General features: G+C 58.7%; 26 protein-coding genes and 1 pseudogene. 17 read left to right on the forward strand and 10 right to left on the reverse strand.

The genetic code is table 11. The features are described 5' to 3' along the window. Positions 1-72: 72 nt before the first annotated feature. Positions 73-2,346, forward strand: coding sequence for a copper-translocating P-type ATPase (locus ACODNH_RS01250; RefSeq protein ID WP_434530150.1), 2,274 nt, complete (start codon positions 73-75; stop codon positions 2,344-2,346). Between the two features lie 99 nt (positions 2,347-2,445). On the opposite strand, the gene ACODNH_RS01255 is transcribed toward ACODNH_RS01250, so the two are convergent. From ACODNH_RS01255 to ACODNH_RS01270, 4 genes are all read right to left on the reverse strand, one after another. Then, positions 2,446-4,311 carry an MBL fold metallo-hydrolase gene (locus ACODNH_RS01255; protein ID WP_434530151.1) on the reverse strand — a complete coding sequence of 622 codons (1,866 nt, stop codon included), beginning with the start codon at positions 4,309-4,311 and terminating at the stop codon, positions 2,446-2,448. Then, positions 4,308-4,814 carry a hypothetical protein gene (locus tag ACODNH_RS01260; RefSeq protein ID WP_434530152.1) on the reverse strand — a complete coding sequence of 169 codons (507 nt, stop codon included), beginning with the start codon at positions 4,812-4,814 and terminating at the stop codon, positions 4,308-4,310. Before ACODNH_RS01260 ends, ACODNH_RS01255 begins: the two co-directional genes overlap by 4 nt. Before the next feature lie 682 nt (positions 4,815-5,496). Further along, on the reverse strand, positions 5,497-5,892 hold the full coding sequence (locus tag ACODNH_RS01265; RefSeq protein ID WP_434530153.1) for a hypothetical protein: 396 nt from the start codon (positions 5,890-5,892) through the stop codon (positions 5,497-5,499). 84 nt (positions 5,893-5,976) lie between these two features. Further along, complete coding sequence (locus ACODNH_RS01270) at positions 5,977-6,252, reverse strand: hypothetical protein (RefSeq protein ID WP_434530154.1); 276 nt, start codon at positions 6,250-6,252, stop codon at positions 5,977-5,979. 382 nt (positions 6,253-6,634) lie between these two features. Between ACODNH_RS01270 and ACODNH_RS01275 the strand changes: the two genes are divergently transcribed. The 3 genes from ACODNH_RS01275 to ACODNH_RS01285 all read left to right on the forward strand — a co-directional run bounded on the left by ACODNH_RS01275 (position 6,635) and on the right by ACODNH_RS01285 (position 9,820). Further along, on the forward strand, positions 6,635-6,967 hold the full coding sequence (locus ACODNH_RS01275; protein WP_434530155.1) for a winged helix-turn-helix domain-containing protein: 333 nt from the start codon (positions 6,635-6,637) through the stop codon (positions 6,965-6,967). A 267-nt stretch (positions 6,968-7,234) separates the two neighbouring features. After that, a complete protein-coding gene (locus ACODNH_RS01280; protein WP_434530156.1) occupies positions 7,235-8,479 on the forward strand; it encodes an RNA-guided endonuclease InsQ/TnpB family protein in 1,245 nt (414 codons plus the stop codon). Between the two features lie 393 nt (positions 8,480-8,872). Next, positions 8,873-9,820: a phage NrS-1 polymerase family protein gene (locus tag ACODNH_RS01285; protein ID WP_434530157.1), complete on the forward strand. Its 948-nt coding sequence runs from the start codon at positions 8,873-8,875 to the stop codon at positions 9,818-9,820. A 16-nt stretch (positions 9,821-9,836) separates the two neighbouring features. Here ACODNH_RS01285 and ACODNH_RS01290 read toward each other — a convergent pair whose 3' ends face one another. The 3 genes from ACODNH_RS01290 to ACODNH_RS01300 all read right to left on the reverse strand — a co-directional run bounded on the left by ACODNH_RS01290 (position 9,837) and on the right by ACODNH_RS01300 (position 12,084). After that, on the reverse strand, positions 9,837-10,238 hold the full coding sequence (locus ACODNH_RS01290; protein WP_434530158.1) for a hypothetical protein: 402 nt from the start codon (positions 10,236-10,238) through the stop codon (positions 9,837-9,839). A gap of 414 nt (positions 10,239-10,652) precedes the next feature. Next, entirely contained in the window at positions 10,653-11,621 is a 969-nt protein-coding gene (locus tag ACODNH_RS01295; protein WP_434530159.1) for a hypothetical protein, read from the reverse strand. 148 nt (positions 11,622-11,769) lie between these two features. After that, positions 11,770-12,084 carry a hypothetical protein gene (locus tag ACODNH_RS01300; protein WP_434530160.1) on the reverse strand — a complete coding sequence of 105 codons (315 nt, stop codon included), beginning with the start codon at positions 12,082-12,084 and terminating at the stop codon, positions 11,770-11,772. A gap of 775 nt (positions 12,085-12,859) precedes the next feature. On the opposite strand from ACODNH_RS01300, the gene ACODNH_RS01305 reads away from it, so the two are divergent. From ACODNH_RS01305 to ACODNH_RS01325, 5 genes are all read left to right on the forward strand, one after another. After that, complete coding sequence (locus ACODNH_RS01305; RefSeq protein ID WP_434530161.1) at positions 12,860-13,249, forward strand: hypothetical protein; 390 nt, start codon at positions 12,860-12,862, stop codon at positions 13,247-13,249. 2 nt (positions 13,250-13,251) lie between these two features. Further along, a complete protein-coding gene (locus tag ACODNH_RS01310) occupies positions 13,252-13,584 on the forward strand; it encodes a hypothetical protein (protein ID WP_434530162.1) in 333 nt (110 codons plus the stop codon). A gap of 75 nt (positions 13,585-13,659) precedes the next feature. Beyond that, positions 13,660-14,025 (forward strand): hypothetical protein, encoded by a 366-nt coding sequence (locus tag ACODNH_RS01315; protein WP_275880631.1) that lies wholly within the window; start codon positions 13,660-13,662, stop codon positions 14,023-14,025. Next, a complete protein-coding gene (locus tag ACODNH_RS01320; protein ID WP_390278417.1) occupies positions 14,022-14,594 on the forward strand; it encodes a hypothetical protein in 573 nt (190 codons plus the stop codon). Before ACODNH_RS01315 ends, ACODNH_RS01320 begins: the two co-directional genes overlap by 4 nt. Before the next feature lie 110 nt (positions 14,595-14,704). Next, positions 14,705-15,073 (forward strand): hypothetical protein, encoded by a 369-nt coding sequence (locus ACODNH_RS01325; protein ID WP_159670963.1) that lies wholly within the window; start codon positions 14,705-14,707, stop codon positions 15,071-15,073. Between the two features lie 108 nt (positions 15,074-15,181). On the opposite strand, the gene ACODNH_RS01330 is transcribed toward ACODNH_RS01325, so the two are convergent. Continuing rightward, on the reverse strand, positions 15,182-15,742 hold the full coding sequence (locus ACODNH_RS01330; RefSeq protein ID WP_434530163.1) for a hypothetical protein: 561 nt from the start codon (positions 15,740-15,742) through the stop codon (positions 15,182-15,184). Positions 15,743-15,861: 119 nt separating this feature from the next. Between ACODNH_RS01330 and ACODNH_RS01335 the strand changes: the two genes are divergently transcribed. Continuing rightward, entirely contained in the window at positions 15,862-17,373 is a 1,512-nt protein-coding gene (locus ACODNH_RS01335; RefSeq protein ID WP_434530164.1) for a transcription initiation factor IIB, read from the forward strand. A 195-nt stretch (positions 17,374-17,568) separates the two neighbouring features. Continuing rightward, a complete protein-coding gene (locus tag ACODNH_RS01340) occupies positions 17,569-18,192 on the forward strand; it encodes a hypothetical protein (RefSeq protein ID WP_434530165.1) in 624 nt (207 codons plus the stop codon). A gap of 14 nt (positions 18,193-18,206) precedes the next feature. Here the strand turns inward: ACODNH_RS01340 and ACODNH_RS01345 are convergent, their stop codons facing one another. Together ACODNH_RS01345 and ACODNH_RS01350 are read right to left on the reverse strand one after the other, a co-directional pair. Then, complete coding sequence (locus ACODNH_RS01345) at positions 18,207-18,374, reverse strand: DUF1931 domain-containing protein (RefSeq protein WP_222609064.1); 168 nt, start codon at positions 18,372-18,374, stop codon at positions 18,207-18,209. Positions 18,375-18,567: 193 nt separating this feature from the next. Then, positions 18,568-18,792 (reverse strand): hypothetical protein, encoded by a 225-nt coding sequence (locus tag ACODNH_RS01350; protein ID WP_225935442.1) that lies wholly within the window; start codon positions 18,790-18,792, stop codon positions 18,568-18,570. Positions 18,793-18,987: 195 nt separating this feature from the next. Between ACODNH_RS01350 and ACODNH_RS01355 the strand changes: the two genes are divergently transcribed. The 6 genes and pseudogenes from ACODNH_RS01355 to ACODNH_RS01380 form a co-directional block, all read left to right on the forward strand. Further along, a complete protein-coding gene (locus ACODNH_RS01355; protein ID WP_434530166.1) occupies positions 18,988-19,575 on the forward strand; it encodes a TRAM domain-containing protein in 588 nt (195 codons plus the stop codon). 68 nt (positions 19,576-19,643) lie between these two features. Next, the gene (locus ACODNH_RS01360) at positions 19,644-20,066 is read left to right on the forward strand and encodes a MarR family transcriptional regulator (RefSeq protein WP_434530167.1); all 423 of its coding nucleotides are present in this window, start codon (positions 19,644-19,646) and stop codon (positions 20,064-20,066) included. A gap of 22 nt (positions 20,067-20,088) precedes the next feature. Further along, positions 20,089-20,337 carry a hypothetical protein gene (locus tag ACODNH_RS01365; protein ID WP_434530168.1) on the forward strand — a complete coding sequence of 83 codons (249 nt, stop codon included), beginning with the start codon at positions 20,089-20,091 and terminating at the stop codon, positions 20,335-20,337. Next, positions 20,334-21,881 (forward strand): type I restriction-modification system subunit M, encoded by a 1,548-nt coding sequence (locus ACODNH_RS01370; RefSeq protein WP_222609061.1) that lies wholly within the window; start codon positions 20,334-20,336, stop codon positions 21,879-21,881. The genes ACODNH_RS01365 and ACODNH_RS01370 overlap by 4 nt, the downstream gene beginning before the upstream one ends. Next, complete coding sequence (locus tag ACODNH_RS01375) at positions 21,874-23,259, forward strand: restriction endonuclease subunit S (protein ID WP_434530169.1); 1,386 nt, start codon at positions 21,874-21,876, stop codon at positions 23,257-23,259. Before ACODNH_RS01370 ends, ACODNH_RS01375 begins: the two co-directional genes overlap by 8 nt. Beyond that, positions 23,252-25,288 (forward strand): annotated as a pseudogene (locus ACODNH_RS01380) (type I restriction endonuclease subunit R); the annotation flags it as partial. The gene ACODNH_RS01375 and the pseudogene ACODNH_RS01380, both read left to right, overlap by 8 nt. Between the last annotated feature and the right edge of the window lie 130 nt (positions 25,289-25,418).

The raw sequence follows: 25,418 nt of genomic DNA on the forward strand, positions 1-25,418 counted from the left end.
GGTCTTGCTGTACGGTTTCAGGGCCGAAGATTCAGGAAGCCGGCGGAACCACCTCAATAGAGAACATGACTCATGGACGACCACAAAGATACAACTGAGAATTCCCCGGGAGGAGAGGACCAGCCGGACACCACCAGTCACCAGCACGAACACGGTGAGCACGATGAAGCGGTCGCGGAATCTGACGAAGAAGGGGTAGAACAGGAGCTACTGGAGGAGGAGGCTCACCCTGCTGCGGCAGGTGAGATGGCGTCCCACGAACAGCACGAACACGCCGGCCACGAGGGCGACGGGCACGGCCACGATTCCCACGAGGGACACGGCGAGGGCCATGGCGGGATGCACGAAGGCCACGAGCAGATGTTCCGCCGGCGTTTCTTCATTTCGACGCTCCTGTCGATTCCCGTTCTCCTGTACAGCGAAATGCTACAGGAGTGGCTCGGCTTCTCCGTCCCTGTATTCCCGGGCAGCGAGTGGATCAACCCTGTCTTCGCGGTCATCGTCTTCGCGTACGGTGGCGTTCCATTCCTCCAGATGGCACTCCCGGAGCTGAAAGATCGATCACCGGGGATGATGACGCTCATCTCGATGGCCATCTCGGTCGCGTTTGTCTACAGTCTCGCGAGCGTGGTCTTCCCGACGCAGTCTGCGTTTTTCTGGGAACTCGTCACGCTGATCGACATCATGCTGCTGGGGCACTGGATCGAGATGCGGTCGGTCCGGCGGGCCTCCAGCGCAGTCGACGAACTGGCAAAGCTGATGCCCGACACCGCAGAGCGCATCACCGACGGCGGGGAGACCGAGGAGGTTCCCGTCAGTGAACTCTCTGAGGGCGATCTCGTGCTCGTCCGGCCGGGCGCAAGTGTCCCTGCTGACGGCACCGTCGAGGAGGGTGACTCCGACGTCAACGAGTCGATGATCACCGGCGAGTCCAAGCCCGTCTCGAAAGAGCCTGGCGACGAGGTCATCGGCGGCACCATCAACGGCGACGGCAGTCTCCGTGTTCGCGTCGGTGCGACGGGCGAGGAGACGACGCTCGCGGGCATCATGCGCCTGGTCGAGGAAGCTCAACAGAGCAAGTCCAAGACGCAAGTGTTGGCCGACCGCGCGGCCGGCTGGCTGTTCTACGTCGCGCTCGGGGCGGCAGTCGTGACCGCAATCGCGTGGACGGTCGCGGTCTCGTTCGACGCGACCGTCATCGAACGCGTCGTCACGGTGCTCGTCATCGCCTGCCCACACGCCCTCGGGCTCGCTATCCCGCTGGTCGTCGCGATCAACACCTCACTTGCAGCGCGCAACGGGATGCTCGTTCGCGACCGCATCGCGATGGAGGACGCGCGGAACCTGGATGCCATCATCTTCGATAAGACAGGGACGCTCACCGAGGGCGAACACGGCGTCGTGGATATGGCGACCGTCAACGGCGTCGACGAGGACGACGCGCTGGCACTAGCGGCAGCTGTCGAGAGCGACTCCGAACACATGATCGCGCGAGCGATTCGCGAGGCAGTTGACGAACGTGATCTCAATGCCCCTGATGCGTCCAGCTTCGAGGCAATCAAAGGGCGAGGGGTCCGGGCGACCGTCGACGGCAACGAGGTGTACGTCGGCGGTCCGAATCTGCTCTCACAGCTCGATAGCGAGGTTCCGGGCCACCTCCAGCGGTTCGCTGACGATGCGGGAGAGAACGCACAGACGGTGGTGTATCTCGTCCGTGACGGAGAGCTGACCGCCGCCTTCGCGATGGCCGACGTGATCCGCGAGGAGAGTTTCCGCGTCGTCGACGCCCTCCACGATCTGGGGATCGAGGTGGCGATGTTGACTGGGGACTCCCAGGACGTCGCCAACGCTGTCGCCAACGAACTGGGCATCGACACGGTGTTCGCGGAGGTCCTCCCGGAAGACAAAGACGAGAAAGTCCAGGAGCTTCAGGACCAAGGCAAGCTCGTAGGGATGGTCGGGGATGGTGTGAACGACGCACCGGCGCTGACGCGAGCTGACGTCGGCATCGCAATCGGGAGCGGCACGGATGTTGCCGTCCAGTCGGCGGACGTTATCCTCGTGCAGAACAACCCGATGGACGTCGTTCGGCTGGTCAAGCTCAGCAAGGCGAGCTACCGGAAGATGCAGGAGAACATCGTCTGGGCGGCGGGGTACAACGTCTTCGCGATTCCGCTTGCAGCAGGCGTATTGGCACCGGTTGGAATTCTGCTGTCTCCCGCCGTGGGCGCCCTCCTGATGTCGCTGAGTACGGTGATCGTCGCGATCAACGCCCAGCTGCTCCGCCGCGTGGACCTGTCCATTCCCGAGCTTCCGAGCGGGACACCATCGACGGAGGCACAGTAATCGTATAGACCTGAAATTTCCAGCAGCGAGGTAGACACCATAGAGTCTGTCCTCTGATCCGGACTGGTGTCTCCGCCTATGGAGACGCTCTGACTCCGGTCAGTTGGATTGGTTCTCTTCGACTGCTTCACGGACGATCTCGTCCATCTCATCTCGGACAATTTGGCGGATATCCTCTTCCGAAAACCCACTATCATGTCGTTCAACGGCGAGTTGACCACTCAACGTGCGCAGGGCTAATTCAAGCGCTTCGATTTGATCACTAAATTCGGATAACGTCCCATGGACTGCATCTGAACCGAATTGGGCACTATCGCTAACCTCGATGTCAGCACCACGCTCGTCTAGTATTCGTTTCGCAGGCCTGTCACCGACGATCTCTTCCTCAGGAAACTCCGGTGTCACAGATACCGGATGCATCATTCCCGTCAACTGGATCTCGGAAACCGAGTCTAGATTATCTCTCAGGTGCTGCGCCATCTTCTCTTGTTGCTCCTGTTCACCGTGAATAAGGTACACTTGGGACGGTGAGACTTGGCGAGCGAATTGAAGCAACGTATTTCGCGCTGCGTGAGCTGAAAGGCCGTGATATCGACTTATCCAGCTTACGGGCACCTTCACGCGGGTTCCATCGCCCTCATCTGGTATCCCTCCGTTAAGTCCGTTCGAGGGAAGAGTGACACCAACTCTCTCGAGATCTTCCTCAATAGCGTCCTCCAATTGACGACCAGGTGTCCCCTCGGCTTGATACCCACAGAGAATTACGCGTGCATCATCGTACCGCTGGCAGAATTCAAGTAAGTAGGTCGGTGAGAACCCACCCGAGAGCATTCCAGATGGAGCAATAATGATCGGTGTCTCATCAGCTTCGAGCAATTCCTCGCGAGACATCGGCATTCGTCTCGCGGCCGACGCCTGATCGAAGAGGAACGGTTGTTGGTCACCCGAATTCACTATGTAGTTCCGGATCGATTCGGCTGCGAACTCGGCTCTACAGTGCTCGTTATACGTGTCTGTGGCGCTTTGCGCCATCCCATCGTAGACTACGTTGAGCTGCTTTCGGTCCTCTTCCGGAAGCGTGTGAATCCGGTTTTTGAACATATAGAGCAACTCTTGGGATCGCCCGACCCCGAAGCAGGGGATGAGGACTGGCTTCCCATCGGTAGCTGCGTCGACAGCCTCGTTGTAGATGTCCGTTCGGGTGTCAGTGGCACTGGTGTGCGAATGGGTGTCTCCGTATGTCGATTCAAGAAAGAGGGCGTCTGCCTGCGGAGGCTCATCGATTTCGGGAAGATGATTCGACCGGCCGCCAACATCTCCCGAGAAGACTACCCGTGAGCCGTCTACTGTTAGTGCTAACCAGGCACTACCCAGTAGGTGGGCCGCATTTCCAAATTCGAAATGGAGCGTTTCGGTATCCTCGATATGTGCGACGTGATCACTGAGGTCTGCCGCCTGGTATCCGCAGGGACGGAATCGGTCGATGACTTTCCTCAGATCGGTTTCCGAGTACTGTTGTTCTCTCCCTGGTTTTTGTGTCGCTCGCCGGTGAAGTTTCAGCGAATCTCTGAGTAATGTGTCTGCAAGCGCAGCTGTCGGCCTCGTTGTAATTACTGGTGCCTGATCAGAGAGAAAGCCGTAACTCTCCAACAGAGGGAGCGAGCCGACGTGGTCGATATGAGCATGGGTGAGAAAAACTGCGTCTATCTGTCCCTCATCGAGGCCCCTGAGGTCAGGGAATAATCCTCCGTCGCCTTGATTCAGTCCGACGTCGACGAGATACGTTCCATTCCGTGTCTCAACCTGATAGCAACTCCGGCCGATCTCTTTTGCTCCCCCACGAGGGATAACCACGAAGGGGGATTCGCTATCAACCGAAATGTCGAGATCAATCTCCCCACCGACCCGGGGGATGTATTCATTTTGCGACCCCTCGTCGTCAGACTCTCGGACCGTTTCACTCATCGCGACAGTACCTCGTTTGCGTAGAATCGCTCACTCGTCTCAGTGCGTCCCTGTAGCTGAATGAACTCGAGGAGATCAGTCTCTGCGAGCTGTGGGAAAAATCGCTCAATTTCAGAGAGTACCGGATCAAGCGGCCGGTGACTTTCAGTTGCTGCAGCAACCTGGTCCAGCATCCAGACGGCAGGAGTTGCATCAAGATTCTCTACCCGCTCAGCTTCATCCTCTGTGAAGTACTTGTGTCGCCCCGCTGGTTGCTGCGTCTCTCGACTTGACCGAGCTGGTTTAGCCGTTGCTTCAGTGATCTGGATGAGCTGTGGGGGAGACCGCGTTTCACCCGGCATTGCAGTATCGAGGGAATCCCGAACTTCGGTCGCAGAGAGGCTTCCCTCACGACGGAAATACCCGAGTGTGATGTCTCCCTGATCCTCGTACAATTCTGGCGTGGCGACGGTATCTCCTGTTTGTGGGTCGCTGGTTGTGTACCGGGGTGCTATCTCGGCCACACAAAGGTCGGTGAATTGTAACCGATCTGGATCGACATGTGGTGAGTCCTCGATTTCATCTAACAGCTCAGAGAGCGAATCAACGAATTCTCGTGGTCGCCAGGCCGCTGCATTTCGTGGCGGCCGCTCTGCAGGATTATCGAAATAAACTGTCGATTGCGGGATGTATGCTCCCTGTGGAATTCGCACGTCTACAGGGTAATCTGGTGTCCTTAGCGACTCGTGTGTCCGGTCACCACTCGTCGATTTCTGGAGAGCAAATCGAATCATGACCGGGAAGACGGTATTTGGTAAGCGTTCTATCACCGTTCGCGGATCTGATTCATCTAAAATGACTGCCCCCCGGCTGCTTGTTTCTACAGAACTTGTCTCGGCTCCACTGTCGCTCATAAATCGGTCAAGGGTCCGAGATAAACTAAATGTCCGCATAGCAAGGTGAAAGTGGTCACACGATTTAGGGTAGCTCACCGGGCTTCTCCGAGTTCTTGATGGCTCGCTGAGGGTCTTCCCCCTAGAACAGTCCTTGCTTATTCTATATGAATACCTATTTGCTCACATTTAGGAATTCCTATAGTATTTCAATAGTAGCTAAACTGCTTGTACGGATGTCACTATTGTATGGTGAAGATTTTGGTGACGCTCTCCTCGATGCTACTGGGGTCAACGGTGGGCTTCGATGTCGTTAGGAGTGTGACTCGCCATCCGATGCATTAGGCGAACTCGAGTCTGTCCATTCGGAGATCTCTCCATCGTAGAAGGCATCGTCACTCGGGAGATCGCCCTCGGTCTGGGGCATAATTAGTGACTGGTCGATCGACTCTCGAAGGAGTTTCAGCCGCATCGCTTCTTCGCGACCGAGCATTGCTTCGACGGTGTCGCCGTCGACACGACCATCGTAATAGGCCCTGCTCAGGCGCTGGCGGAATTCCTCGTCGTCGGCGAGGGCGGCGAATTTGTCCTCGAGGGCGTCAATCAGAAGGCGAGTCCGGGAGATCCCGAGGATTTCACCGACGCTGTCAGCACGTTCGATGAGGGGTTTCGGGGCGTTGAAATCGACTCGGGTTCTCTCTTCAGTCATCAGGTTAGATGGAGAATCTGTATCTGCATAGTAGCCACGCTGACTAGTCAGTTGCATCGCCGTCAGCTCGACCTCGCCACAACATCAGGTGAACCACGTGAACTCGTCGTCATCGTCGTGCTGGTCGAGGAACTGCTTGGCGTCAGCGACGCTCGTCAGTTGAATCGTCCCCCGCCCCTTCTCCTGAAGCGGCGCCGTCGGATCGGTGACGAGATCATCGATAGCGTCGTCGACGACGTCGCCATCGAAACCCCCACACCATCCCTTGATGGTGTCTTTCTGCTTGTGGTGAGACCCCACCACAGGAACCCGTACCATCTTCGCTACCACGGTCAGATGAACAGTTTTCCAGTCGCTCATACCTGTATCAACTCAGTACTTTATCTAGAAACGCGCACGCACATAAGTGTTTTGCTGAAACAACACTCTTCTATCTTCGGCAAACAGAGGTGGGCATCTGAAATCTATTTCTGATGTTCCAAACAGACGATTTTGTATTTCTATAACCCAATATCTGGCTATTTTGCGAAACACTTATACCATCCAATACACTACAGTACTGTGTAGACAGAGCCCGACTCACGAATACTGTTACACCAGTATTCGTGAGCTCAGATCAAACAACACCCAAGCTCGGATAGATTCACACCGGTAATTCCACCGGCCACCGCTAAACCCACCACCTGTATCAACTCGGTGTCCGGGGGTGACGGTGTGTCTATCCACATCCATATCCACACCCATGGCGACCAATCCAGACGTACAATCCGGGGGCGGATCGTTCGCAGAACAGACCGCGCTAACGGAGCTCCTCGGAAACCATCCGAAAGTGAAGATCCTTGCTGTCCTCCTGAGCGAAGGCCGTGACATCAACGTCAGTCAGATCGCCGAGCAGGCCGGGATGAGTCGTAGCACCGTGTACGATCATATTGAGGATCTCCAGGCGATGGAGGTCGTAGAACAGACTCGAAAGATCAGTGGGAGCCCGCTTTACCAGATCAACAAGGACAGCGATGTCGCTGAACAGCTGCACAAGCTTGAGTGGACGCTGATCGATTCCGTTGCCAGTGAGTGAATGGTCGGACGAGTAGCTCAGCGGAGTGTTTCCCCCTCATAGTGAGAGCTCTTCTCTTCGGTCCTAACGACCCCCCCGTAGAACTGGGAGATTCAGTTCGATAACGGTTCGTTCTCCCGGCGCGCTTTTGCTGTCTTCGTAATAGTAACAGCGCGGAAACCCATCCCTTCAGGGGTTGAAGAAAGCGTACACTCTGTGAACCAAATCACCGACTACGACAGAGCTGATTCCCCAATGATCTTGACCTACCGAGCCTACGTATGATGTATGGAGAAGCGGCGCACTGTCCCAGTGAAGCTCGACGCGGACAGTGCTGACGCTGCGCTTCTTCAAGACACCATAGACGAGTTCCTGTGGGCTGCTAATTACGTGACACGCCACGCTTTCGAAGGCGAATACATCACCACCAGCAAGACCAGGCTCCACGACGAGACATACGAGGACGTGCGCGGCGAAACCAATCTCCACAGCAACCACGTCCAGGCCGCTCGCAACAAGGCTGCTGAAGCCTGCAAAAGCGTTGTCGAGAAATGGAAGCAGGGCAAGAAGGCGTCGATGCCACACTTCACTAGCTCCCACCTCGTCTACGACCACCGCACTGCCACTTTCCACGAGGAGTATGTGACCCTCGCTACCACGGACGATCGCATCGAAGCCGACTACGTGCTTCCCGACGAGGATCGTGACACACCGCACTCGGAATATCTCTTTTCAGACGAGTACGAAACGACGGGTGCGGAACTGCACTACCGAGACGGCAGCTGGATGCTTCACATCCACTGCAAGACGGACGTGGAGTCTGACACGTCGGTACAGGTGACCGCTGAGAACGGAACGGTTCTCGGTGTTGACCTCGGCGTGGACAATCTTGCTGTCACTTCGACGGGGACGTTCTGGGTGGGCGACGAGTTTGACCACTGGCGCAGAGAGTACGAGAAACGGCGTGGTGACTTGCAGGAACATGGGACACGGTGGGCTCACAAAAACATCCAGTCTGTCGGTCGCAAAGAAGAAGGTCGGTTCAAACAGACGCTCCATCGAATCAGCAACGATCTAGTTTCTGAGGCCCGCAAACACGGATGTTCGGTGATCGCGTTCGAGGAGCTGACCGACATTCGTGAACGAACCGGCGCGTCGTGGGGCCACAAGTGGGCATTCGACCGTCTCTACGAATACGTCGAATATAAGGCCGCAGAATACGGTATCGACGTAACTCAGATAGACCCAGAGAACACATCGCGGCGTTGCTCTGAGTGTGGGTTCACTCACCCCGACAACCGGGACAGCGAGGGCTTCGAGTGCCTGAAGTGTAGCTACGAGAACCACGCCGACTACAACGCCGCGAAAAACATTGGCTTGCGGTATCTCCGCCGGAACCAAACCGGAGACGGCGGAGGCGCACCCGTAGGCGTGCGCTTGAACAGCGGGACGCTGAACGTGAACGGAGAATACGAGCCTCCTGCCGAGGATTCGGCCAGAACGGGAGTCCACGCTGAAAACTCACGGCTTTAGCCGTGGGTTAGCTTACTGTGTAGTGTGGTGGATTCTCGATTACTACGAGTGACAGTTCTTCGGCGTGAGTCCGGACACTGTTTATTGCGGTAGTCTCTCCTATATAACCGATTCACTCCGTTCTTGAGCAGTTTTCCTAGTTCCGATTCCCCCCTGGTTCCGGCGATACTGTACAAATAAGACATTGAATCCGGATTTCACAATCGGAATTCGCTCCGCTAGTAGACGGTGTTATCTCGATTATGATCGAGTGTAGGACTTCTCCACCCCCAGAGAGTACAAGTTTTATGCGGTCCTGTCACTCACTAATGTCGCCCTCCAGGTATCGGCGTTCTACAGGACTGTGGCACAGCTCGGACGAGACGAGACATCTTGGTCATAGAGGTCGCGCCGATGCCCAGTGAACGCATCCCCGGCTGGGAGACCGTTCCCGAGGCGCTTCGCAAGCGCGAGCAGTGGATCTGTTGGCGAGCAGCTGATACTGACGACTCGGTAGACGGGATTTCGCTTACACCGATCGACCCGGCGACCGGCGAGCGCGCAACCTTCGATGACGAAGATACGTGGAGTGGTTTTGAGGATGCATACGCCACCGCGACGGCGTCCGAACTCGATGTCGACGGACTCGCCTTCTATCCCACACACGATGACCCATTTACTGCTGTCGAACTCTCTGCCTGTCGTGATCCTGAGACCGGCGACCTCAATGACTGGGCCCGGACGGTGATTGAGACGCTTGATTCCTATACTGAAGCTGCATACGACGGTCAGAGCATTCGGATTATCGTTGCGGGGCAGCCACCGAGTTGGACCTCCGGGCCGATCGACATCTGTGATGCGGAGTTCTACATATCGATTACAGGTGATCGGCTGTCGTCGACGCCGGCGACAGTTACCGAGCGAACGACGGAACTCCGGGGTGTCTACAAGGCGTGGAAAGGAGCTACTGACCCATCCGAGGCCGCGGCCACGCTGTCTGCCGTCGATGTGCAGGAATTCGGTGGACTGCCATCAGAGCCTAGTGTCGACGTTGATTTGAGTGATACTGCAGTCATCGAACGGGCACAGTACGGGCCCGCTGGTGACGTCTTCCGGCGGTTATGGACTGGCAGTAGTGCGGGGTATGCGAATCAAATGGAGGCTGATGTCGCGTTCTGCAGCCAGCTTGCGTATTGGACCGGTGGTGATGGCGAGCAAATAGAACGGCTGGTTCGACAATCGGATCGGAATCGAGCTGAGTGGGTGAGTCTTGTTTCGGAGGGCACGCTGTATGATGAGCGAACTATCGAACAGGCACTCGAGCTGACCGACGATTACTACCACCCTCGAGACGCATTATAAAATACTGTTCCGTCGATTATTCTCCTTCCTGCGTCTCCTTTTGTTGCTCAACACACCACCGGTAGAGTTCCTCTTTCAGCTCTGTGGGCGTGTCGTCGAATATCATTCCTAACCGCCATCCAAGGTTATGCCACGAAAGGCCCTCTAGTGCTCTTGGGCCGAATTCTTCGCCATTTTCTGCTTTTGTCCAACCAGCCTTGAAGGATCCAAGTCGATCATTCCCAGGCTCAGGAAAGACTCGTTGGTCCTTATCCCAGTCGTGTTTTAGTCCATCAAGCCGATCGCCGCTGCTAGTCCCTTCTAACTCTCTAACACCTGCAACGAACAAGCCTGCCCACGTCCTACCTTGTTCATCTTTTATTTCTTTCATTTCTTTGTGCTGGTCATCATCAAGCTCGAAGCGTATCTCTCGCGCCATACCCATACATCTATTTCGAAACTATATATGGATTTTGACTCACCTTCAGTTTTCCAAAATTTCGTCGAATGGGCCTGAAACCTGTGTTAATTGGACTTAATACTCTATCTACTACTGTTGGACTGGATCAAATCGTTCCTACGATCAAGCCCACCCCGAGAGATCTGTGTGTTCGAGCTGAATGTGTTCTAGTATTATGACTATTTCCGATGTAGAGGTCTGTAAATTCGTCATTCTCAGTAGTACGGTGTTTACGCAGGTGTTTCAGGTTGATTCTGTAGATTCAGCGCATTGAGCCGCCCTTGAATAGATGATCCCCACCTGCGTAAATCTCCGCGATTATTAGGGGAAGTGAGAGTGGGTTATACTGCGAGAGAGGTGTCTAGGTGAGGTATGTTTGATTGGTGAGATATATCAGAAGTGGGTGGTGGTCGAAGGTTCCGCAAGGCGGGCGCGCATAGCATCGTCATAGAAGCGTTCGTAGAGGCCGGTGATCGTGTCGATCCGGTCGATGCCGGGACAGTGGTAGTCGGCGTCGGTGTGGCTCTGGTCGAGGTAGCGGTTGCCGACCTGGAGGCTGTAGTTCTCCGGCGTGTCGAACGGTGCGTTTGCGATCTGGCAGTCGATGTCGCCGGCCTCATGGAGGCGGTTCAGCGTCTCGAAAGCCGTTTGTCGGTTCTCAAAGATCCAGAGGTGTTGTCGCTCCGATTGTTCGGCGAAGGTCGCGAACTTCGATCGGGGCATTCCCCGGTCGTGGTGGTCAGTCAGCACTTCGGCTTCCCAGGTGGTACCGTCGAGTGCGGTACTCCGAACATCCGGCTGGGCCTGCCCCTGTTCGCCGGGATATAGCTTGACGGAGCGTCCCTGCTGGCGCCAGACTGCGGAGACGACGGCCACGCCGGTACGGTGGAGGAGTGACTCGTCCCAGTCGCCGACGAGGCCGGTGTCGGGCTCGAGCTGGTGCTGTGGGAGCTCGTCGTCATCAAACAGGCCGGCGAAGAGCGTGTCCATCGCGGTTCGCGCGCTCCGGGCCGGTGTCCACCGAACCTTGCGCCGGAGGATGTACTGCTCCGTGAGCCACGGCTGTGACTCCTCGTTCTGGCCGCTGTGCCGGTCCTCGACGAGCCTCGGCGATGTCGCGGGGGCCTGGAGGTCGGTGAACGCAGGTTCGTATTGTTGCTCCCACTCCGCGTCGGAACAGCCGAGAAGCGTCTGGAGGTCTGGCGGACGATGCCATCCGATGTGATAACGCTGGTTGTCTCGCTCCAGCACGGTGCCGTTGTACCACTGCGCGATCGCCCAGAGAATATCGAGCGCCGGCGGGGACCAGTTCTCGAGGATGTCGTCAGCTCGCCTTCGAGCTTCGGGCGGTGCGTGATCCATTCGTTGTACCCTCGGTTCACTCATCTAATTGTGCTGTCGTCTTGAAACTCATCTTGCGGCATTCACCCAGAGAAACTGAGCCGCTCTCCCGGTCGATAGCTTCTAAGAAAGCCCGCCGTTTGACGCTTTTATGCGTATTTAGAACGGCCTACCAACCGCCGAACAGCTGGTCATCATCGTCGATTTGGACCAAGCGCTCATCTGGACCAATCCCAGACTCAAGATCATCCAGCTGGCGCTGATCGCGTTTGGAGGTCGTCGTACCGCTATCTATCTCGATTACGGGATCACGGCCAAACGGGCTATCAGCTGTTACATCGGGTACTCGTCCGTTTCGTTGCTCGGGGTCAGGGTAGTCCGATGTGTGATCCGCCCGCACATCTGAATAACCGAGTGTGTTGAACAGATCTGCTTGGGCCTCCACACGGTCGTCGTGGCCGTCGTCGCCGAAGAGATCGAACATGTGCTTCGATAGCACGCGCCGCCCCTAAGGATTATTGGTGGGATGAGTGTATCAGGCAGATCGAAGGGCTACTTCACCGCACATCACGCCCGGACAAAGCTCCGGAAACAGTGGAGGGGGTAGATTATTAACCAACAGGCTCTGGTTTTGATTCGGATTATTGGTTAATACTCCGAACGTGTCCACTGTCGAGTACGGGCTGTGAACAGGTCGACCTCTCAGGATATCGAGAGGATAGCTGTCGTACTGTCGAGCTTGTACCGAAACCTCGTCGGGCAATTTTGAGTGGGTTCAACGTCCCGAATTCGCGGGAATCGGGGATATCTTTCGCTATCTCCAGGGGGCGCGTGGCCATCTAGCGACGCGTTCTTGACACAGGGCCAGTCGTGTTTCTCATCGGTACTCCCCGAATTTACCCCGTTTACCCCGTGGTCGAGCAATTTTAGCGAAATCGTGGTGAGCCGGCAGCTCGTCGAGGTATTTTCTACGCGCTCAAATCGGCCCGACGGGGTTCTTCTGCGATTTGAGCGCGTTATTCTATCCTGCATATCGCGGAATTCGTCCAAAGAAAGAGGCGATATGCAATGTGCGAAGGCCGCCGGCTCTCTCCGGCCGAGGGGCCATCTGTGAAGTCCTGACTTTCGGAATGTATCAGTTTGAAAGAATAGTCTCGTCTACTGGGTCACCAGAGCGTTCGTCGGTCCAACGACCAGCCCGGGGTATCAGGATCGGGTCCTCGACAACACCATTTGTGAGTCTGTCTCGTGGGTCCCCGATGTTGATGACCGCGGCGCGCATCCTGTCGGATATGGACTGTCCTGCGTGCGGTGGCTCGGTCACGCTCGAGGTCGGGCCGGACCGACTGCCGTCGACGCCACTGTCCGATGCGGTTCTCGATGCTGCTGAAGACGAGCGTCTCGACGTCGTCCGGACGTGCTGGGACTGTGGGTGGCAAGAGGAGCGCCGGCTCCGCGTTGAGGCAATCGAGACGACTGCCGGCGATGCTGAGGCGATCGAGCGAGCCCGCCTTCTCGAGGAGATCACCGATGAGCTCGAAGCCATCGAGGCGCTCGGGACGCTGGAGGACACGCTCGCGGAGGTTCGTCGACAGCGACGGCTGGAGCCAGCGGCGGAAGACACGAACGAGGACGTGACGGAGGAGTAGTGATGACCGACTCTGAGCCCCTCTATGACGTTCGTGAGCGCACCGGGAATCCCGAGCATCCATCGGTTGATGACGTCATCGACCTCGTCCTCGAGCGAGCAGAGAACCCACGAGCGGATCATCAAGACGGCCACCTGGACGAAGCGATGGCGGCTGTCGTCGACAAGTATGGCTCGGAGACTGTCCGAACCATTATCCAGCGCGTACTTGTCGACGCCTATCCGTTTCGAACTGCGACGGCGGGCCTCGACGTCGACAACATCGACGGCGTTCGAATCGGGACAACGGCTGTCCAGGTTCTTGAAGAGCTGAACGCACGACAGGACGATTCTTGATTTCACCCCTCGATGTGCAAGCTGTGTGCAGATGCCGAAACGGTTATCACTCTATGTGCAAGATATGCACATAGGATGAGTTCGAGTGACGAGCCGCGACGCGTTCACTTCCAGTCCCCGGAGTATCTCGTCGACCGGCTTGACGCAATTGCCGACCTCTTCGATAAGGATCGGACGGACCTGCTTGTCGAGGCCATCCGTGAATATATCGAGGAGACCGCCGACAGCGAGACGTTTCAAGAGCTGGTCGCGACGAAGTACTACGACGACCAGCTCGAGTTCGAGACCGTCAAGCAGCTGGTCGGCGCCGAAACTGCTCAGCGGCTGCGGCTGCTCAAGGCGGACCTCGACGACGAGCCACTCGATCTCGCGGCCCCTGAGGACGTCGACATCTATGGTGGAGACGCGGTGACAGTCGACACTACTGCCGACGAGCGATGAGTGAGCGGCGACTGCGGACGATCGTCGCTGATACGAGCGCACTGGTCAGTCTGGCCGTACCGCGGGCCGACGACACGTACGATACTGCCACCGAGCCCGACCCGCTCCAGTATCTGCTCACCTCCTGTGACGTGTTCGTGCCCCCGGAGGTTGTCGCCGAACTTCAGGATCTTACCCAGTATCAGGATATCCACGGCGCCGCAGCGACGAACGTGCTCGCAGCTCGTGACTTCTACACCGTCGAGGACCCTTACGAGCGTGCGGACACCCCGGACTCGCGGCCGACGTTCGGCCTCGACGACGGCGAAACCGACGGGATCGTTCTCGCGAACGTACGTGACGTCGACGGCTTTCTCACCGACGAGTTCGGCGGGACGAACTTCCCGCTCATCCACGCGGTGCTACAGGGTCCGCGGATTGTGCCGACACCGCGACTCATCAGTGAGTACGCCCGGAACGGCCATCTAACCGACGAAGCGGCGAGGACGCTGCTTTCCGTGATTAGTCCGCATCGAAGCTGGGATACCAGTCCGTACGTTGCCCAAGTTCGAGAACGCCTCGGAGAGTAATTGAGTTCGTATTTGAGCTCAGAATTTTACAGTGTGGTCCGTTTAGCCGCAATTTTCACTTTCACTTCGGTACTAAAAGGTATTTAAATATCAGTGTATAATATGACACTATGGCGGCCGTAGACTCTGAGATCATCGACTTTCTCCAAGCCAGTCCTGATGACTGGTTTGACGCAGAGGCAGTCACCAATAACATCGACTCTGACGTATCCGAAGGCCATGTCAGAAGTAGGCTCGATCACTTTGAGGCAACCCGTGACGATGTCGAGGATAATTACTGGACCGAAGAGATCTTTGGATACTACTTCGGCGACAATTGGGTTCCTGCCAATCGCGAAAACTTGGTGAGAGAGCTACGGATGCGAACTAGCGAACCGGTTGACAGTATGACTCTCTCTGAACTCCAGAGCCTTGCAGAAGAGGTCGGGAACCCCGCTCCCATCGATAACGAACATCGTGACTTCCGGTACGACGGGTAGCCTGTTTCTTGCGACTGTGTCGACGGTAGCGTTGGTTGTTAGCGAATCCTGTAGTGATTCCTATAGCCCTGAATACGGCCGTCTACCGCGATATTCCCTGTCTTCGTTCTACAGCAGGTATGGGACATAGGGACCGAAGGCAATGAGCAGCCCACTCAGTACGTGGGGCCACTCGTTCGACAGTTTCCAATTCTCGATTAGCAGATGCAGGTACCACATACCGACTACGAGCAGGAGGCCGGTAGTCTGGACAACGACGAACGGGAAGGGCTCCACCAGCTGGGGGATGACGACGTCAATCAGGAGGCCGGCGCCAACACCGACGCCGAGAATGATCAGGAGCGCCTGTTCTTTGCTCTGGAGTGTCTGCCGGCTTCGAAACGAGATGTCGCTCGTACTGTAGGCGAAGTGCGTAATCATCCCGGCGGCAACCCCCTTCAGTGCCATCACCAGCAACTGTCGTAGCTGCGTGAATCCGTCAAGCGACGCCAGAAGTTGGTCCAGGGCCCGGACATCGACGAGCGCAACGATGACGACGATGGAGCCAATCCCGAGCGGCCAGACGTGTTCGGGGTCGATGTACTCACTGTCCGCAGCCCACGACATAATCGCATCATAGAGGTCAGACATTCGGGTGCCGATAGCCAGCCCGCAATTGTAAAGCATCATCGTCGAAAGCCCTCGGCCGCTCGACGTCCCGCGACCGCCGCTGCGCGCCTCGTGCCTGCGGTGCTTGCGGGGTCGGGGGACGATCGAGACGGCCTCGCCCTTTCTGAGTCCGCCAGGTAGTGGCCTGCTTCCTCATCGACGACATCGGCTGTCCGGTGTGTCTCCAACGGCTCGCGCCGCTCGCCGCTGCTGCCCTCCGCGTCGCTCGCGACCGACCATTCCGGGCGTGCGGGCGCTCTCCGCACCGCTCGCGCCCGTTCCGGGCTAAAATGGATGTGCCCTCGACGCCAGCGGGAAAGCGCGGGGGGTTGCGCGGCGTGGCTGCTCACCCTCCCACGCTTTCTCCGCTGGTCGCTCGCTCCGGGCGGGTCGGCGCGCGGCGCTGGTTGTGCCCCTCCGTGCGGGCGCGCTCTCGCTCGCGCCCAAGAGGGCGCTCGCGAAGGCGCGAGCGAGAGCGCGCAGACGGCTCTGTCGGTCGTGACGTCGGGGATATCCCCGTCGCTAGAACACGGGGTGTCGGGCGCTGTGGTGAGCGCCTTCAGGTTACCGCAATGTCGAGTAACAACGCGAGCGAAAAGACGGTTTCGGATGTACAGAGTACAAGCACCGAGGAACGCGGTCACGAGCCCACGATCGAACACGAGCCGTCGGGGCGGTCGGCCTGTCCGGAGTGTGAGGGGCGGGTGATCACCGAAGACGAGCAGTCGTTCTGCACGGACTGCGGGCTGATCGTCGCCGACGAGTGGGTGGACCTGAGCCCGACGCTGAACGACTTGGGCCTGGTTGGGGACGCCGACCAGAGCATCGAGACAGTGGACCCACTCCGGACGGACAAGGGCCTGCACACGAAGATCGGGAGGAACACCGACGGTCGCGGCAATCCCCTGAACAACGAGCAGTGGGAAAAGGTCCAGCGCCTCCGGAAGTGGCACAAACGGATGCAGTTCGGCGAGAAGCGCAAGCGGACGAAGCGGCTCAACGAGGGGCTGCGGGACGTCGAGATGATCGGCGGCAACCTGAGCTTGCCGGACCACGTCATCAAGCAGGCAGCGCAACACCTCCGGAGCGCCTCGGAAGCGCGGCTGCCGGGCGGGCGGATGGCCTGGGAGGCACTCGCCGGCGGCGCCGTCCTCCTGGCCGCACGGGCCTCATCAGTCGACCGGGACGAGATCGATATCGCGGTCGCGACGCACACCAAAGCGCCCCACGAGCGGGTGTGCGCTGCGGCGCGGAAGATCCGGTGCGAATGCGGGTTCGACGCGCCACTCATCAGGCCCAACGCCGTGATGGCGGTCGTCGACGCGCTCGATGACGACGCCATCCCCGGGGCGCGAGCGGTGCGGACGTGGCGGCTGGCCCAACACCTGATGAAGCTCGGCGATCAGGTGCCGGTCGGGCCGGGAACGCCACGGTGCACCGTCGCGGCGTCCGCGCTGTACGCGGCGGATCGGCTGCTCTCGCGCAAGCACCTCACGCAAGCGCAGGTTGCCGCGGCGGCGAGCACGATCGTACCGACGTCCCGAAACCGGATCGCGCGGTACAGTCGGGAGCTCGTCGATGCCTACGAAGCCGAACACGGCACCGACGACCCGGGTGTCGGCCTCGAAGAAGAACGGGACACCCTGCGCTGAGCGGGGCGCTCCCCCGTTTTTAGTGGCGACCACCACCCGTGGACGCCCCTCCGCCCCACCCACCGCTCCGTGCTCGCTCCCTCCGGTCGCTGCGCGCGCAGCCACAACCTCGCTAACACCAGTACAGAGCCCCGTCAACGTCGATGGGTGCGGTATGTGGTTTGTCGCATCCAAGAGGGACGGAGTGAGAGACGAATGAACTCTGTTCCATCGTACACCGTCAATAGAGAGACTGCAGCGACGCTCCGAGAATGGTTGTTCGAGAACGCTGTCGAGAAACACGGCGAGTCCGAGATATCCGAGCCACTCGCCGAACTGGCCGCTGCCATCGACGGCGTGCTCTACGAGCAGGCAGAGGCCGTCGAACTCGGTGCATGGGCACAGACGGATCCTCTGGGTCACCGAGACACATCACACGTCGACGGGAGCTCAGTCGAAGAGCCCCGATCAGATGACGCACGCGACCCAGCCGAGTCTGCTGCTCTCGATATTGGCTTCAGTAAGCCAGAGCGCATCTACGACATGCTTCCCGATTCGGCCTGGCAGCTCGATCACGATCAGTCCACGACGAACCGCGAGCGAGCGCGGACAGCAGCGTCTCACGGCAAGGCGACACCGGCATCGAACTCCCATACACCACAGCAACACCACCGTCCGTCAGTCCGGTATCGCACCGCGTACGAGTGCTCCGTGTGTAGCAGCGTTCGCGAGTTAGAAACCACGCTTCGAGTCTGTGCGTTCGTCGACGAGTGTCCCAGCTGCGGAGCGGTCGCTCGATTTACTGCGGGCGGGATTCCCACGCCGCTCAGAAAAGACTGATCGCAACGCGTCGGTTACAGATCGCGCGGCTGGACCGTCTTCCGTTCGTTCGCCTCAGCTCGTCGTGCAGCGTCATCGAGGAGTTCGGCAACTTCGTCGTCCAGCGCCTCGTAGAAGTCTGCGGAGACGTTGGTGTCATCGAGGGCGTCCTTCACGGCCGATTTAACAATCAGGTCTGCCATAGGCCCCAGTTCAGCCATCGCTCACATAAACGTAGATATTCTTCCCCGGATTGTCGTCGCTCTTCGGGAATTACGAAGAATAAGAGGCTGAATGCGGCCCGTATCTTACCAAACATTAGAGGGGATACTGCGCAGTAGTGTTTGGTAAGGTTTTCTCGAAAGTTCGAATAGCTATCCTCGTGAGGACGGTCGTTTACGGCGGACGAAGATCGCGCCATCGGACATCAACTTCCGTGCCATCCTCCAGTTGGACGCGGTACAGCATCGTGTCGCGAACGTCGCCCGTGACCTCGCCGGCGTCGTCTTCCAGGATCGCAGTGATCTCGCCCCGACTGCCGTGGAGACGGTCATGGTCTGGATCCGTCTCGTCAGGGATATCAATACGAACGGCATCACCAATCTCGAATCGTCGGGTCATCCGCTTTGGTATCTATTCTCTGGTGAGCAGTCAGATAGAGATGTGGATTTCTGCTACCGTCTACTCAACGTCGACACGACTAGCGATGAGCCCGGTTGGAAGACAAAACATCAAGTCACATATGATAAACAACTCTATGACCGCCCACTACAGGAGTAACCTTTATGGTATTGCCATTCAACGTGTACAGATGCAATGGCATCCAGCGCATCTAACGGCGGCACGCACACGCACCACATCCGATCGAACCTCGACGGTCTCGAGGACCTCTTCACCTTCCTGGTGGCGGTTCCCGAGGCTCTCGAAGACCAAAACGCCCGCATCGAGGGACTCGACGAACGGATCGAGGAAGGACTCGAAACGGTCGAGGACCTCGAGCGTGCGTACGAGTCGCTCCTCGCGAACCTCCAGGAGGCAGAGGCGGAACTCGACGAGCAGCAGGCAGAGGTCGAAGCACTCCGAGAGGAGGTCGACGGCCTTCGCGACGACCTCGACGCTCTTCGAGGTCTGTTTTCGGGCCGCGTCCTCGACAAGGAGGACGCCCACGTCAACGCCCAGAAACGGGACGCCACCGACATCGTCAACGTCGGTGACACCCGGACGGTTGTCGTCGACGACACCGACTACGGCGACCCGCGCGACCCGAAGGCGGTCGCCCATATCGAAGGGCTCGTGACATTCGTGCCCGCGCCCGAGAAGGACCTAAGCGAGGGCGACGAGGTCGAGGTTCGCATCTCCGACGTCGGCGAGAACCACGCCGAGGCCGTCCGCCTCAAGGGGTAACTGGGCCGCTCAACAGCCGGCACGTGCCGCCGTAGCCGCTGGCTGACCTACGACCACACCAACCATCTATGCCATCACCGGCCACACTCCTCACACCACGTGAGGGACGAACCCAAACCGACATCCTCGGCGAGTTAGCCCGTGCGCAATTCGACGAGGGGGAGCAGCTCCGCCAGCGGGAACTGGTGGACCGACTCCCGCACAGCAAGGGTGCCGTATCGAACAACGTCGGGAAACTCGCCGATACCGGTCTCGTCGTACAAGAGGACCACCGCTACCGCATCGACGAGGTCGCACTGCTGGACCTGTACCGCGAGCACGTCGATATGTACCTTGCCCGCGAGCGCGCAGACGGGCCGTTCGACGACGAACTCGACGCGGTCAACGACCAGCGCACCGAAACCAAGCGACAGCTCCCCGATCTCTTCGCGGAGAACGAGCTGCTGGTTTCGGTGCTCGCCACGGCGTTCATCGACTCGACGGGGAGCTAGCCACCTCCGGACGGTCCCCGACGTGTGCCATCATGCCGATGAACTCGTCCAACACGCGGCCGCCCGCATCGTGACGAGCGAGACGTTCAGCGAGGATGCCATTCACAACGCTGACGTCCGGACACTCCTCCGGCTCGCCGTCGTTCTCGATCGGACCCGCAACGGGCTTGCTCGGCTGGCCGCCCGCGAGGACGTCCTCGCGGAGTACATGCCCGGCAACCCGCCCGCACAGATCATGCTAACCGCCCTCAACGAAGATTCCACACAATGAGTTCCGACACCACCCCGACCCTCGACGATCTGGATCGCTACCTGTTCAAGTGCGCCGACATCATCCGCAACACGGTCGACAAGACCGACTACAAGGATTATATCCTGCCGTTGGTCTTCTACAAGACCATCAGTGACACCTACCAGGACAACTACGAGGAGCTCCTCGAGGAGTACGACGACCCCGAGATCGCGAGCGACGAGGCGTTCCACGACTTCGTCGTCCCCGAGGAGTACCGCTGGGAGGAACTGCGCAAGCAGAACGAGCGCGTCGACGAGTTCATCAACGACGCGTTCAGCGCGCTCGAGCGCGAAAACGAGCCGACCCTCGACGGCGTCTTCCGTGCGGACTTCCGTCGCGCAGACGCGCTCACGGACACCAAGCTCGCGAACCTCGTCGAGCACCTGAGTACCTACAACCTCAGTACTCACCGCGTCCCGCCGGACCTGCTGGGGGAGGCGTACATGGACCTCGTTCGGCACTTCGCCGACGAAGAAGGCCGCGACGGTGGGGAGTTCTTCACGCCGCCACACATCACCGACCTGATGGTGCGGCTGCTCGGGCCGTACACGGACGGCGCCGAGATCCACGACCCCACGGCCGGCTCGGGCGGGATGCTCGTCCGTGCGGCCCGCTACGCCGCGGAGGATCCCGACAGCGGCGACCCCGACGGGTTCCGACTGACGGGGCAGGAGGTGAACCCCGACATCGCCGCCATCGCTCGGATGAACCTGTTTATCAACGGGTTCAGCGAAGACGGCGAAATCCGACGTGAGGACTCCCTCAGCAGTCCGCAGTTCACCGAGGACGGCCGACTGGAGACGTTCGACTACGTCCTTGCGAACTTCCCGTTCTCGGCGGACTGGGACAAGGACGGCCTCCGAGACGACAAGTACGGTCGCTTCAGCTGGGCCGAGGACGGCAAGCTCCCACGGGCCGACCGCGGTGACTACGCATTCATCATGCACAAGATCGCCCAGCTCAACGAGACTGGGCGTGCCGCCATCGTCATCCCCCACGGCGTGCTGTTCCGTCGGCACGAGTCGAAATTCCGCAAGCCGATGCTCTCGCCCGACGGGGACGGGATTCCCGGCGTCGACCACGAGATCGTCGAGGCCGTCATCGGGCTCCCGGCGAATCTCTTCCAGAACAACTCCATCCCGTCGGCCATCCTCGTGTTGAACAAGGACAAGCCCGTCGAGCGGCAGGGGCAGGTGCTGTTCCTCCACGCCGGCGACAACTACGTCGAGCAGTTCTACCGGGAGCTCAGCAACCAAAGCGAGCTCACCGAGCAGGGACTCGATCACATCGTCGAGAACTTCCGATCCTGGGACACCGAGGAGCGAGTGAGCCGCGTCGTCGACGTCGAGGAGATCGCAGCCAACGACTACAACCTCAACATCGCGCTCTACGTCGACACGACCGAGCCACGGGAGGAGATCGACGTCGCCGAGGAGTTGTCGGCACTACACGACCTCAGAGCGGAGCGTGACGACCTCGAGGCGCGGATGGACCAGCACATGGAGGTGCTCGGCTATGAGTGATCAGAGCGACCTCGAGCAGTTCGCGAGCGCCGACAGCAGTGGCGAGCGTCCGTCTGAGGAGCGCGAGTCGGAAGACATCGAGCCGGAGGACCACGGAACCGCTCGCTTCCCGTCGCTCCCGACCGACTGGGAGATCAAGCGTCTCGACGAGGTCGCGACGGTGCAGGGCGGGAGTACCCCGTCGACGGACGAAGACGAGTACTGGGGTGGCGACATCCTGTGGGCAACGCCGACGGATCTGACGGAGCTGCAAGGTAACACCATCAGTGACACCGAAGACAAGATCACGGAGGCTGGGCTGGATTCGTCGTCGACGCACGTACTGCCGCCGTACTCGGTCCTCCTGACGTCGCGTGCGTCCATCGGGAAGTGTGCCGTCAACACCGTTCCGATGGCGACGAATCAGGGCTTCCAGAGCCTCATCCCTGGTGAGAAGCTGAACACCTGGTATCTCTACTACGTGATCTCCGAGATGGCGCCGTATCTGGAGAGTCTCGGCGCGGGGAGCACCTTCTCGGAGATCAGCAAGCGGGAGGTCCAGCGTGTGCAGATTCCCGTGCCGCCGATGGAGGAGCAGCTGCGGATCGCAAGTGTCCTCCAAAACCTTGACTCGACTCTGGAACTAGTCAAAGAAGAGAAACAAAAACTCCATCGAGTACAACGTGGTGTGAAACAAACAGTCTACCATCAAGGTATCAATGAAGATGGAGATATCACTAACACTCCCGTAGGTGAAATCCCTGCTCACTGGGACTTGGTCACCATAGGTGATGTCACCGAGATGGTCCAATACGGAACCTCAGACAGTCTTTCAGAGGAGGGTGAATATCCGGTCTTCCGGATGAATAATATCGAAAATGGGTATATGGTTCCTTCCCCTCTGAAATACGGCGAATTTGACGAGGAGACTGTCGAAAAGTACGAACTCAAAAAGGGAGACATCCTATTCAATCGTACGAATAGCCCCGAGTTAGTCGGGAAAACAGGTATCTTCGAGTTAGAGGGAACCTACCTCTTTGCCTCATATCTGATCAGACTGAGGACAAACGATCTAATCGACCCGTACTATCTCACCTATTACATGAATACAGCAGAGTGCCAGGGTCGATTAAAGGCATTCGTGACTAAGGGTGTGAGCCAGGCAAACATCAATGCGACAAACCTCAAGAAAATCAAGGTCCCACTCCCGCCGAAGGATGAGCAAGAACAGATTGTTCAGTATCTTCGAAATATTGACCAAAATATCGAATCACGTAACGCTCAGAGTAATCGGATTCAACGCCTTCAGACAGGGGTGAGGAGGTCCTTGATCTCCGGGGAGACCAGGCTTCACGAAGACGAAATTGAAATTTCAGAAGGGGTACGCATCAATGGCTGAGTTACCGAGCGAGGCTGGCTATCAGCACGACGTCCTCGGGTGGCTCGAGGAACTCGACTGGGAAGTCTACGGTCTCGACGGCGAGTACGGTGGTTCTCGCTTGGATCGTGAGTACAACCGCACCGACAAGCGGGAAGTCATCTACTGGGACCTCCTGAGCGAGTGGCTCGTCGACAGCGAGATCAACCCCGAGATCACCGAGGACAACGTCGACGAAGTGCTGAACTCCCTGCAGCGGGATCTCAACCACGACACGCTCGTCAGCGGAAATCGGGACTTCCACGAAGTGCTCACGACGGGCAAGAAGTTCACGCTCCGAGCCGAGGGGTTCGTCACCGACCGGGACGAGGACGGCGACGTCGACGTCATCTATGTCGACCTCATCGACTTCGAGCATCTGGAGAACAACCGGTTCGTCGCGGCCGACGAGTTCCAAGTCGACGGTCCGAACGGACGGATTCGTCCCGACGTGAACCTGTTCGTGAACGGCATCCCGCTCGTGACGATGGAGCTGAAGTCCATCGCGGAGGACAACGACTTCTACGACGCGATCCGGGACCTGCGGAACTACGAGCAGAAGCGGTCGCGGCTGTTCGTCCCCGGCCTGTTCAACGTCGCCGCCGACCAGGGCGAGTATCGCTACGCCGGCGTCGGCGCACCGCAGCGGTTCTATATGCCGTGGCGGAACGCTCCTGAGCAGTACGCCGTCGAGGACAATGAACCGAAGCAGGCCATTCGGGCGATGTGCAACCACGAGACGCTCCTCAACCTGCTGAAAAACTACGTCTTCCACGAGCGCCAGCCCGGTGGCGACGCCCGGATCATCCCCCGGTATATGCAGTACTACGCCGTCGAGGAGATCTTCGATCTCATCCGAACGACGAACCACAAGCGGGGACTGGTCTGGCACACGCAGGGGAGCGGCAAGTCGTTCACAATGCTGTTCGCCGCCCGGAATCTGATCCAAGGGGCGACGCTCGGCGATCGTGCCCCGGTCCTCGACAACCCGCAGGTTCTCGTCGTCGTCGACACGGACGACCTCGAGTCCCAGATGGAGAACCAGCTGAACGCGCTGAATTTCGACCGATTCGATGTCGCCCGGTCGGGCGCACATCTCCAGCGCCTCCTCGAGGAGGGCCGGAGTACGCTGGTGCTGACGACGATCCAGAAGTTCGGGAACGTCGACAGCGACGTCCAGGGGAACGACGAGACGGTCATCATGTCCGACGAGGCCCACCGCTACATGGAGAAGGACCTCGGGACGAAGCTCAACGCCGCCCTCCCGGACGCGTATCACTTCGGCTTCACCGGCACGCCGGTCCGCGAAGGCGACCGTGACACCTTCCGCAACTACGAGATTCCCGATAGCGAGGACCCCTACCTCCACCGCTACTCGATCAAGGACGGGATCGACGACGGACTGATCCTTCCCGTCCACTTCGACATCCACGAGATCGAGTGGGACATCGATAGGGAGAGCCTCAATCAGGCGTTCGACGCCGAGTTCGACCATCTGGACCTCGACGAGAAACGCGAACTCATCCAGGAGTACGTCACTCAGACCGAAATCGCCGAACTCCGGTCGCGGGTGTCGGCCGTCGCCCGCTCTATCGACGAGCACTACCGCGGTGTCGAGGAGAACGACTGGAAGGGGATGGTGGTGACGCCGAGCCGGAAAGCGGCAGCGCTGTACGGCGAGGAACTGCTGAAGTACCGCGATCCGGAGGAAGTCGAGGTACTCTACACATCGAATGACCCCGGCGCCGGCGACGAGTCCGGCCCCGGTGACAAGAAGCTCATCAGCCAGTTCCACACCACTCCCGAGGAACGCAGCGACATCATTCGTCGGTTCGAAGACCCCGACGAGAATCCGAAGCTCGTTGTGGTCTGTGATATGCTGCTGACAGGGTTCGATGCGCCGGCTGTGAAGGCGATGTACCTCGATCGGAACCTGAAAAACCACAAGCTGCTCCAGGCCATCGCCCGGACGAACCGGCCGGCCGAGCAGAAGAACAACGGACTCATCGTGGACTATCAGGGCGTCTTCCGGAACCTGGACGAAGCCTTCGAGTACGACGACGAGGAGGTCAAGGAGATGGCCGCGCAGCCGCGCGACGAGCTCTTCGAGAAACTCGAGCAGAAGATCGACGACCTGCTGG

The sequence above is a fragment of the Haloarcula sp. NS06 genome (assembly GCF_051122755.1).
Classification (GTDB): Archaea; Halobacteriota; Halobacteria; order Halobacteriales; family Haloarculaceae; genus Haloarcula.

Coding starts and splice junctions, on each gene's coding strand:
- ACODNH_RS01350 (WP_225935442.1), bottom strand. CDS start 18,792: ATGACCCGACGATTCGAGATTGGTGATGCCGTTCGTATTGATATCCCT.
- ACODNH_RS01375 (WP_434530169.1), top strand. CDS start 21,874: ATGAGTGATCAGAGCGACCTCGAGCAGTTCGCGAGCGCCGACAGCAGT.
- ACODNH_RS01340 (WP_434530165.1), top strand. CDS start 17,569: ATGAACTCTGTTCCATCGTACACCGTCAATAGAGAGACTGCAGCGACG.
- ACODNH_RS01275 (WP_434530155.1), top strand. CDS start 6,635: ATGGCGACCAATCCAGACGTACAATCCGGGGGCGGATCGTTCGCAGAA.
- ACODNH_RS01330 (WP_434530163.1), bottom strand. CDS start 15,742: ATGATGCTTTACAATTGCGGGCTGGCTATCGGCACCCGAATGTCTGAC.
- ACODNH_RS01290 (WP_434530158.1), bottom strand. CDS start 10,238: ATGGCGCGAGAGATACGCTTCGAGCTTGATGATGACCAGCACAAAGAA.
- ACODNH_RS01265 (WP_434530153.1), bottom strand. CDS start 5,892: ATGACTGAAGAGAGAACCCGAGTCGATTTCAACGCCCCGAAACCCCTC.
- ACODNH_RS01270 (WP_434530154.1), bottom strand. CDS start 6,252: ATGAGCGACTGGAAAACTGTTCATCTGACCGTGGTAGCGAAGATGGTA.
- ACODNH_RS01295 (WP_434530159.1), bottom strand. CDS start 11,621: ATGGATCACGCACCGCCCGAAGCTCGAAGGCGAGCTGACGACATCCTC.
- ACODNH_RS01355 (WP_434530166.1), top strand. CDS start 18,988: ATGGCATCCAGCGCATCTAACGGCGGCACGCACACGCACCACATCCGA.
- ACODNH_RS01345 (WP_222609064.1), bottom strand. CDS start 18,374: ATGGCAGACCTGATTGTTAAATCGGCCGTGAAGGACGCCCTCGATGAC.
- ACODNH_RS01315 (WP_275880631.1), top strand. CDS start 13,660: ATGAGTTCGAGTGACGAGCCGCGACGCGTTCACTTCCAGTCCCCGGAG.
- ACODNH_RS01320 (WP_390278417.1), top strand. CDS start 14,022: ATGAGTGAGCGGCGACTGCGGACGATCGTCGCTGATACGAGCGCACTG.
- ACODNH_RS01305 (WP_434530161.1), top strand. CDS start 12,860: ATGTTGATGACCGCGGCGCGCATCCTGTCGGATATGGACTGTCCTGCG.
- ACODNH_RS01250 (WP_434530150.1), top strand. CDS start 73: ATGGACGACCACAAAGATACAACTGAGAATTCCCCGGGAGGAGAGGAC.
- ACODNH_RS01280 (WP_434530156.1), top strand. CDS start 7,235: ATGGAGAAGCGGCGCACTGTCCCAGTGAAGCTCGACGCGGACAGTGCT.
- ACODNH_RS01370 (WP_222609061.1), top strand. CDS start 20,334: ATGAGTTCCGACACCACCCCGACCCTCGACGATCTGGATCGCTACCTG.
- ACODNH_RS01360 (WP_434530167.1), top strand. CDS start 19,644: ATGCCATCACCGGCCACACTCCTCACACCACGTGAGGGACGAACCCAA.
- ACODNH_RS01310 (WP_434530162.1), top strand. CDS start 13,252: ATGACCGACTCTGAGCCCCTCTATGACGTTCGTGAGCGCACCGGGAAT.
- ACODNH_RS01285 (WP_434530157.1), top strand. CDS start 8,873: ATGCCCAGTGAACGCATCCCCGGCTGGGAGACCGTTCCCGAGGCGCTT.
- ACODNH_RS01325 (WP_159670963.1), top strand. CDS start 14,705: ATGGCGGCCGTAGACTCTGAGATCATCGACTTTCTCCAAGCCAGTCCT.
- ACODNH_RS01255 (WP_434530151.1), bottom strand. CDS start 4,311: ATGAGTGAAACGGTCCGAGAGTCTGACGACGAGGGGTCGCAAAATGAA.
- ACODNH_RS01300 (WP_434530160.1), bottom strand. CDS start 12,084: ATGTTCGATCTCTTCGGCGACGACGGCCACGACGACCGTGTGGAGGCC.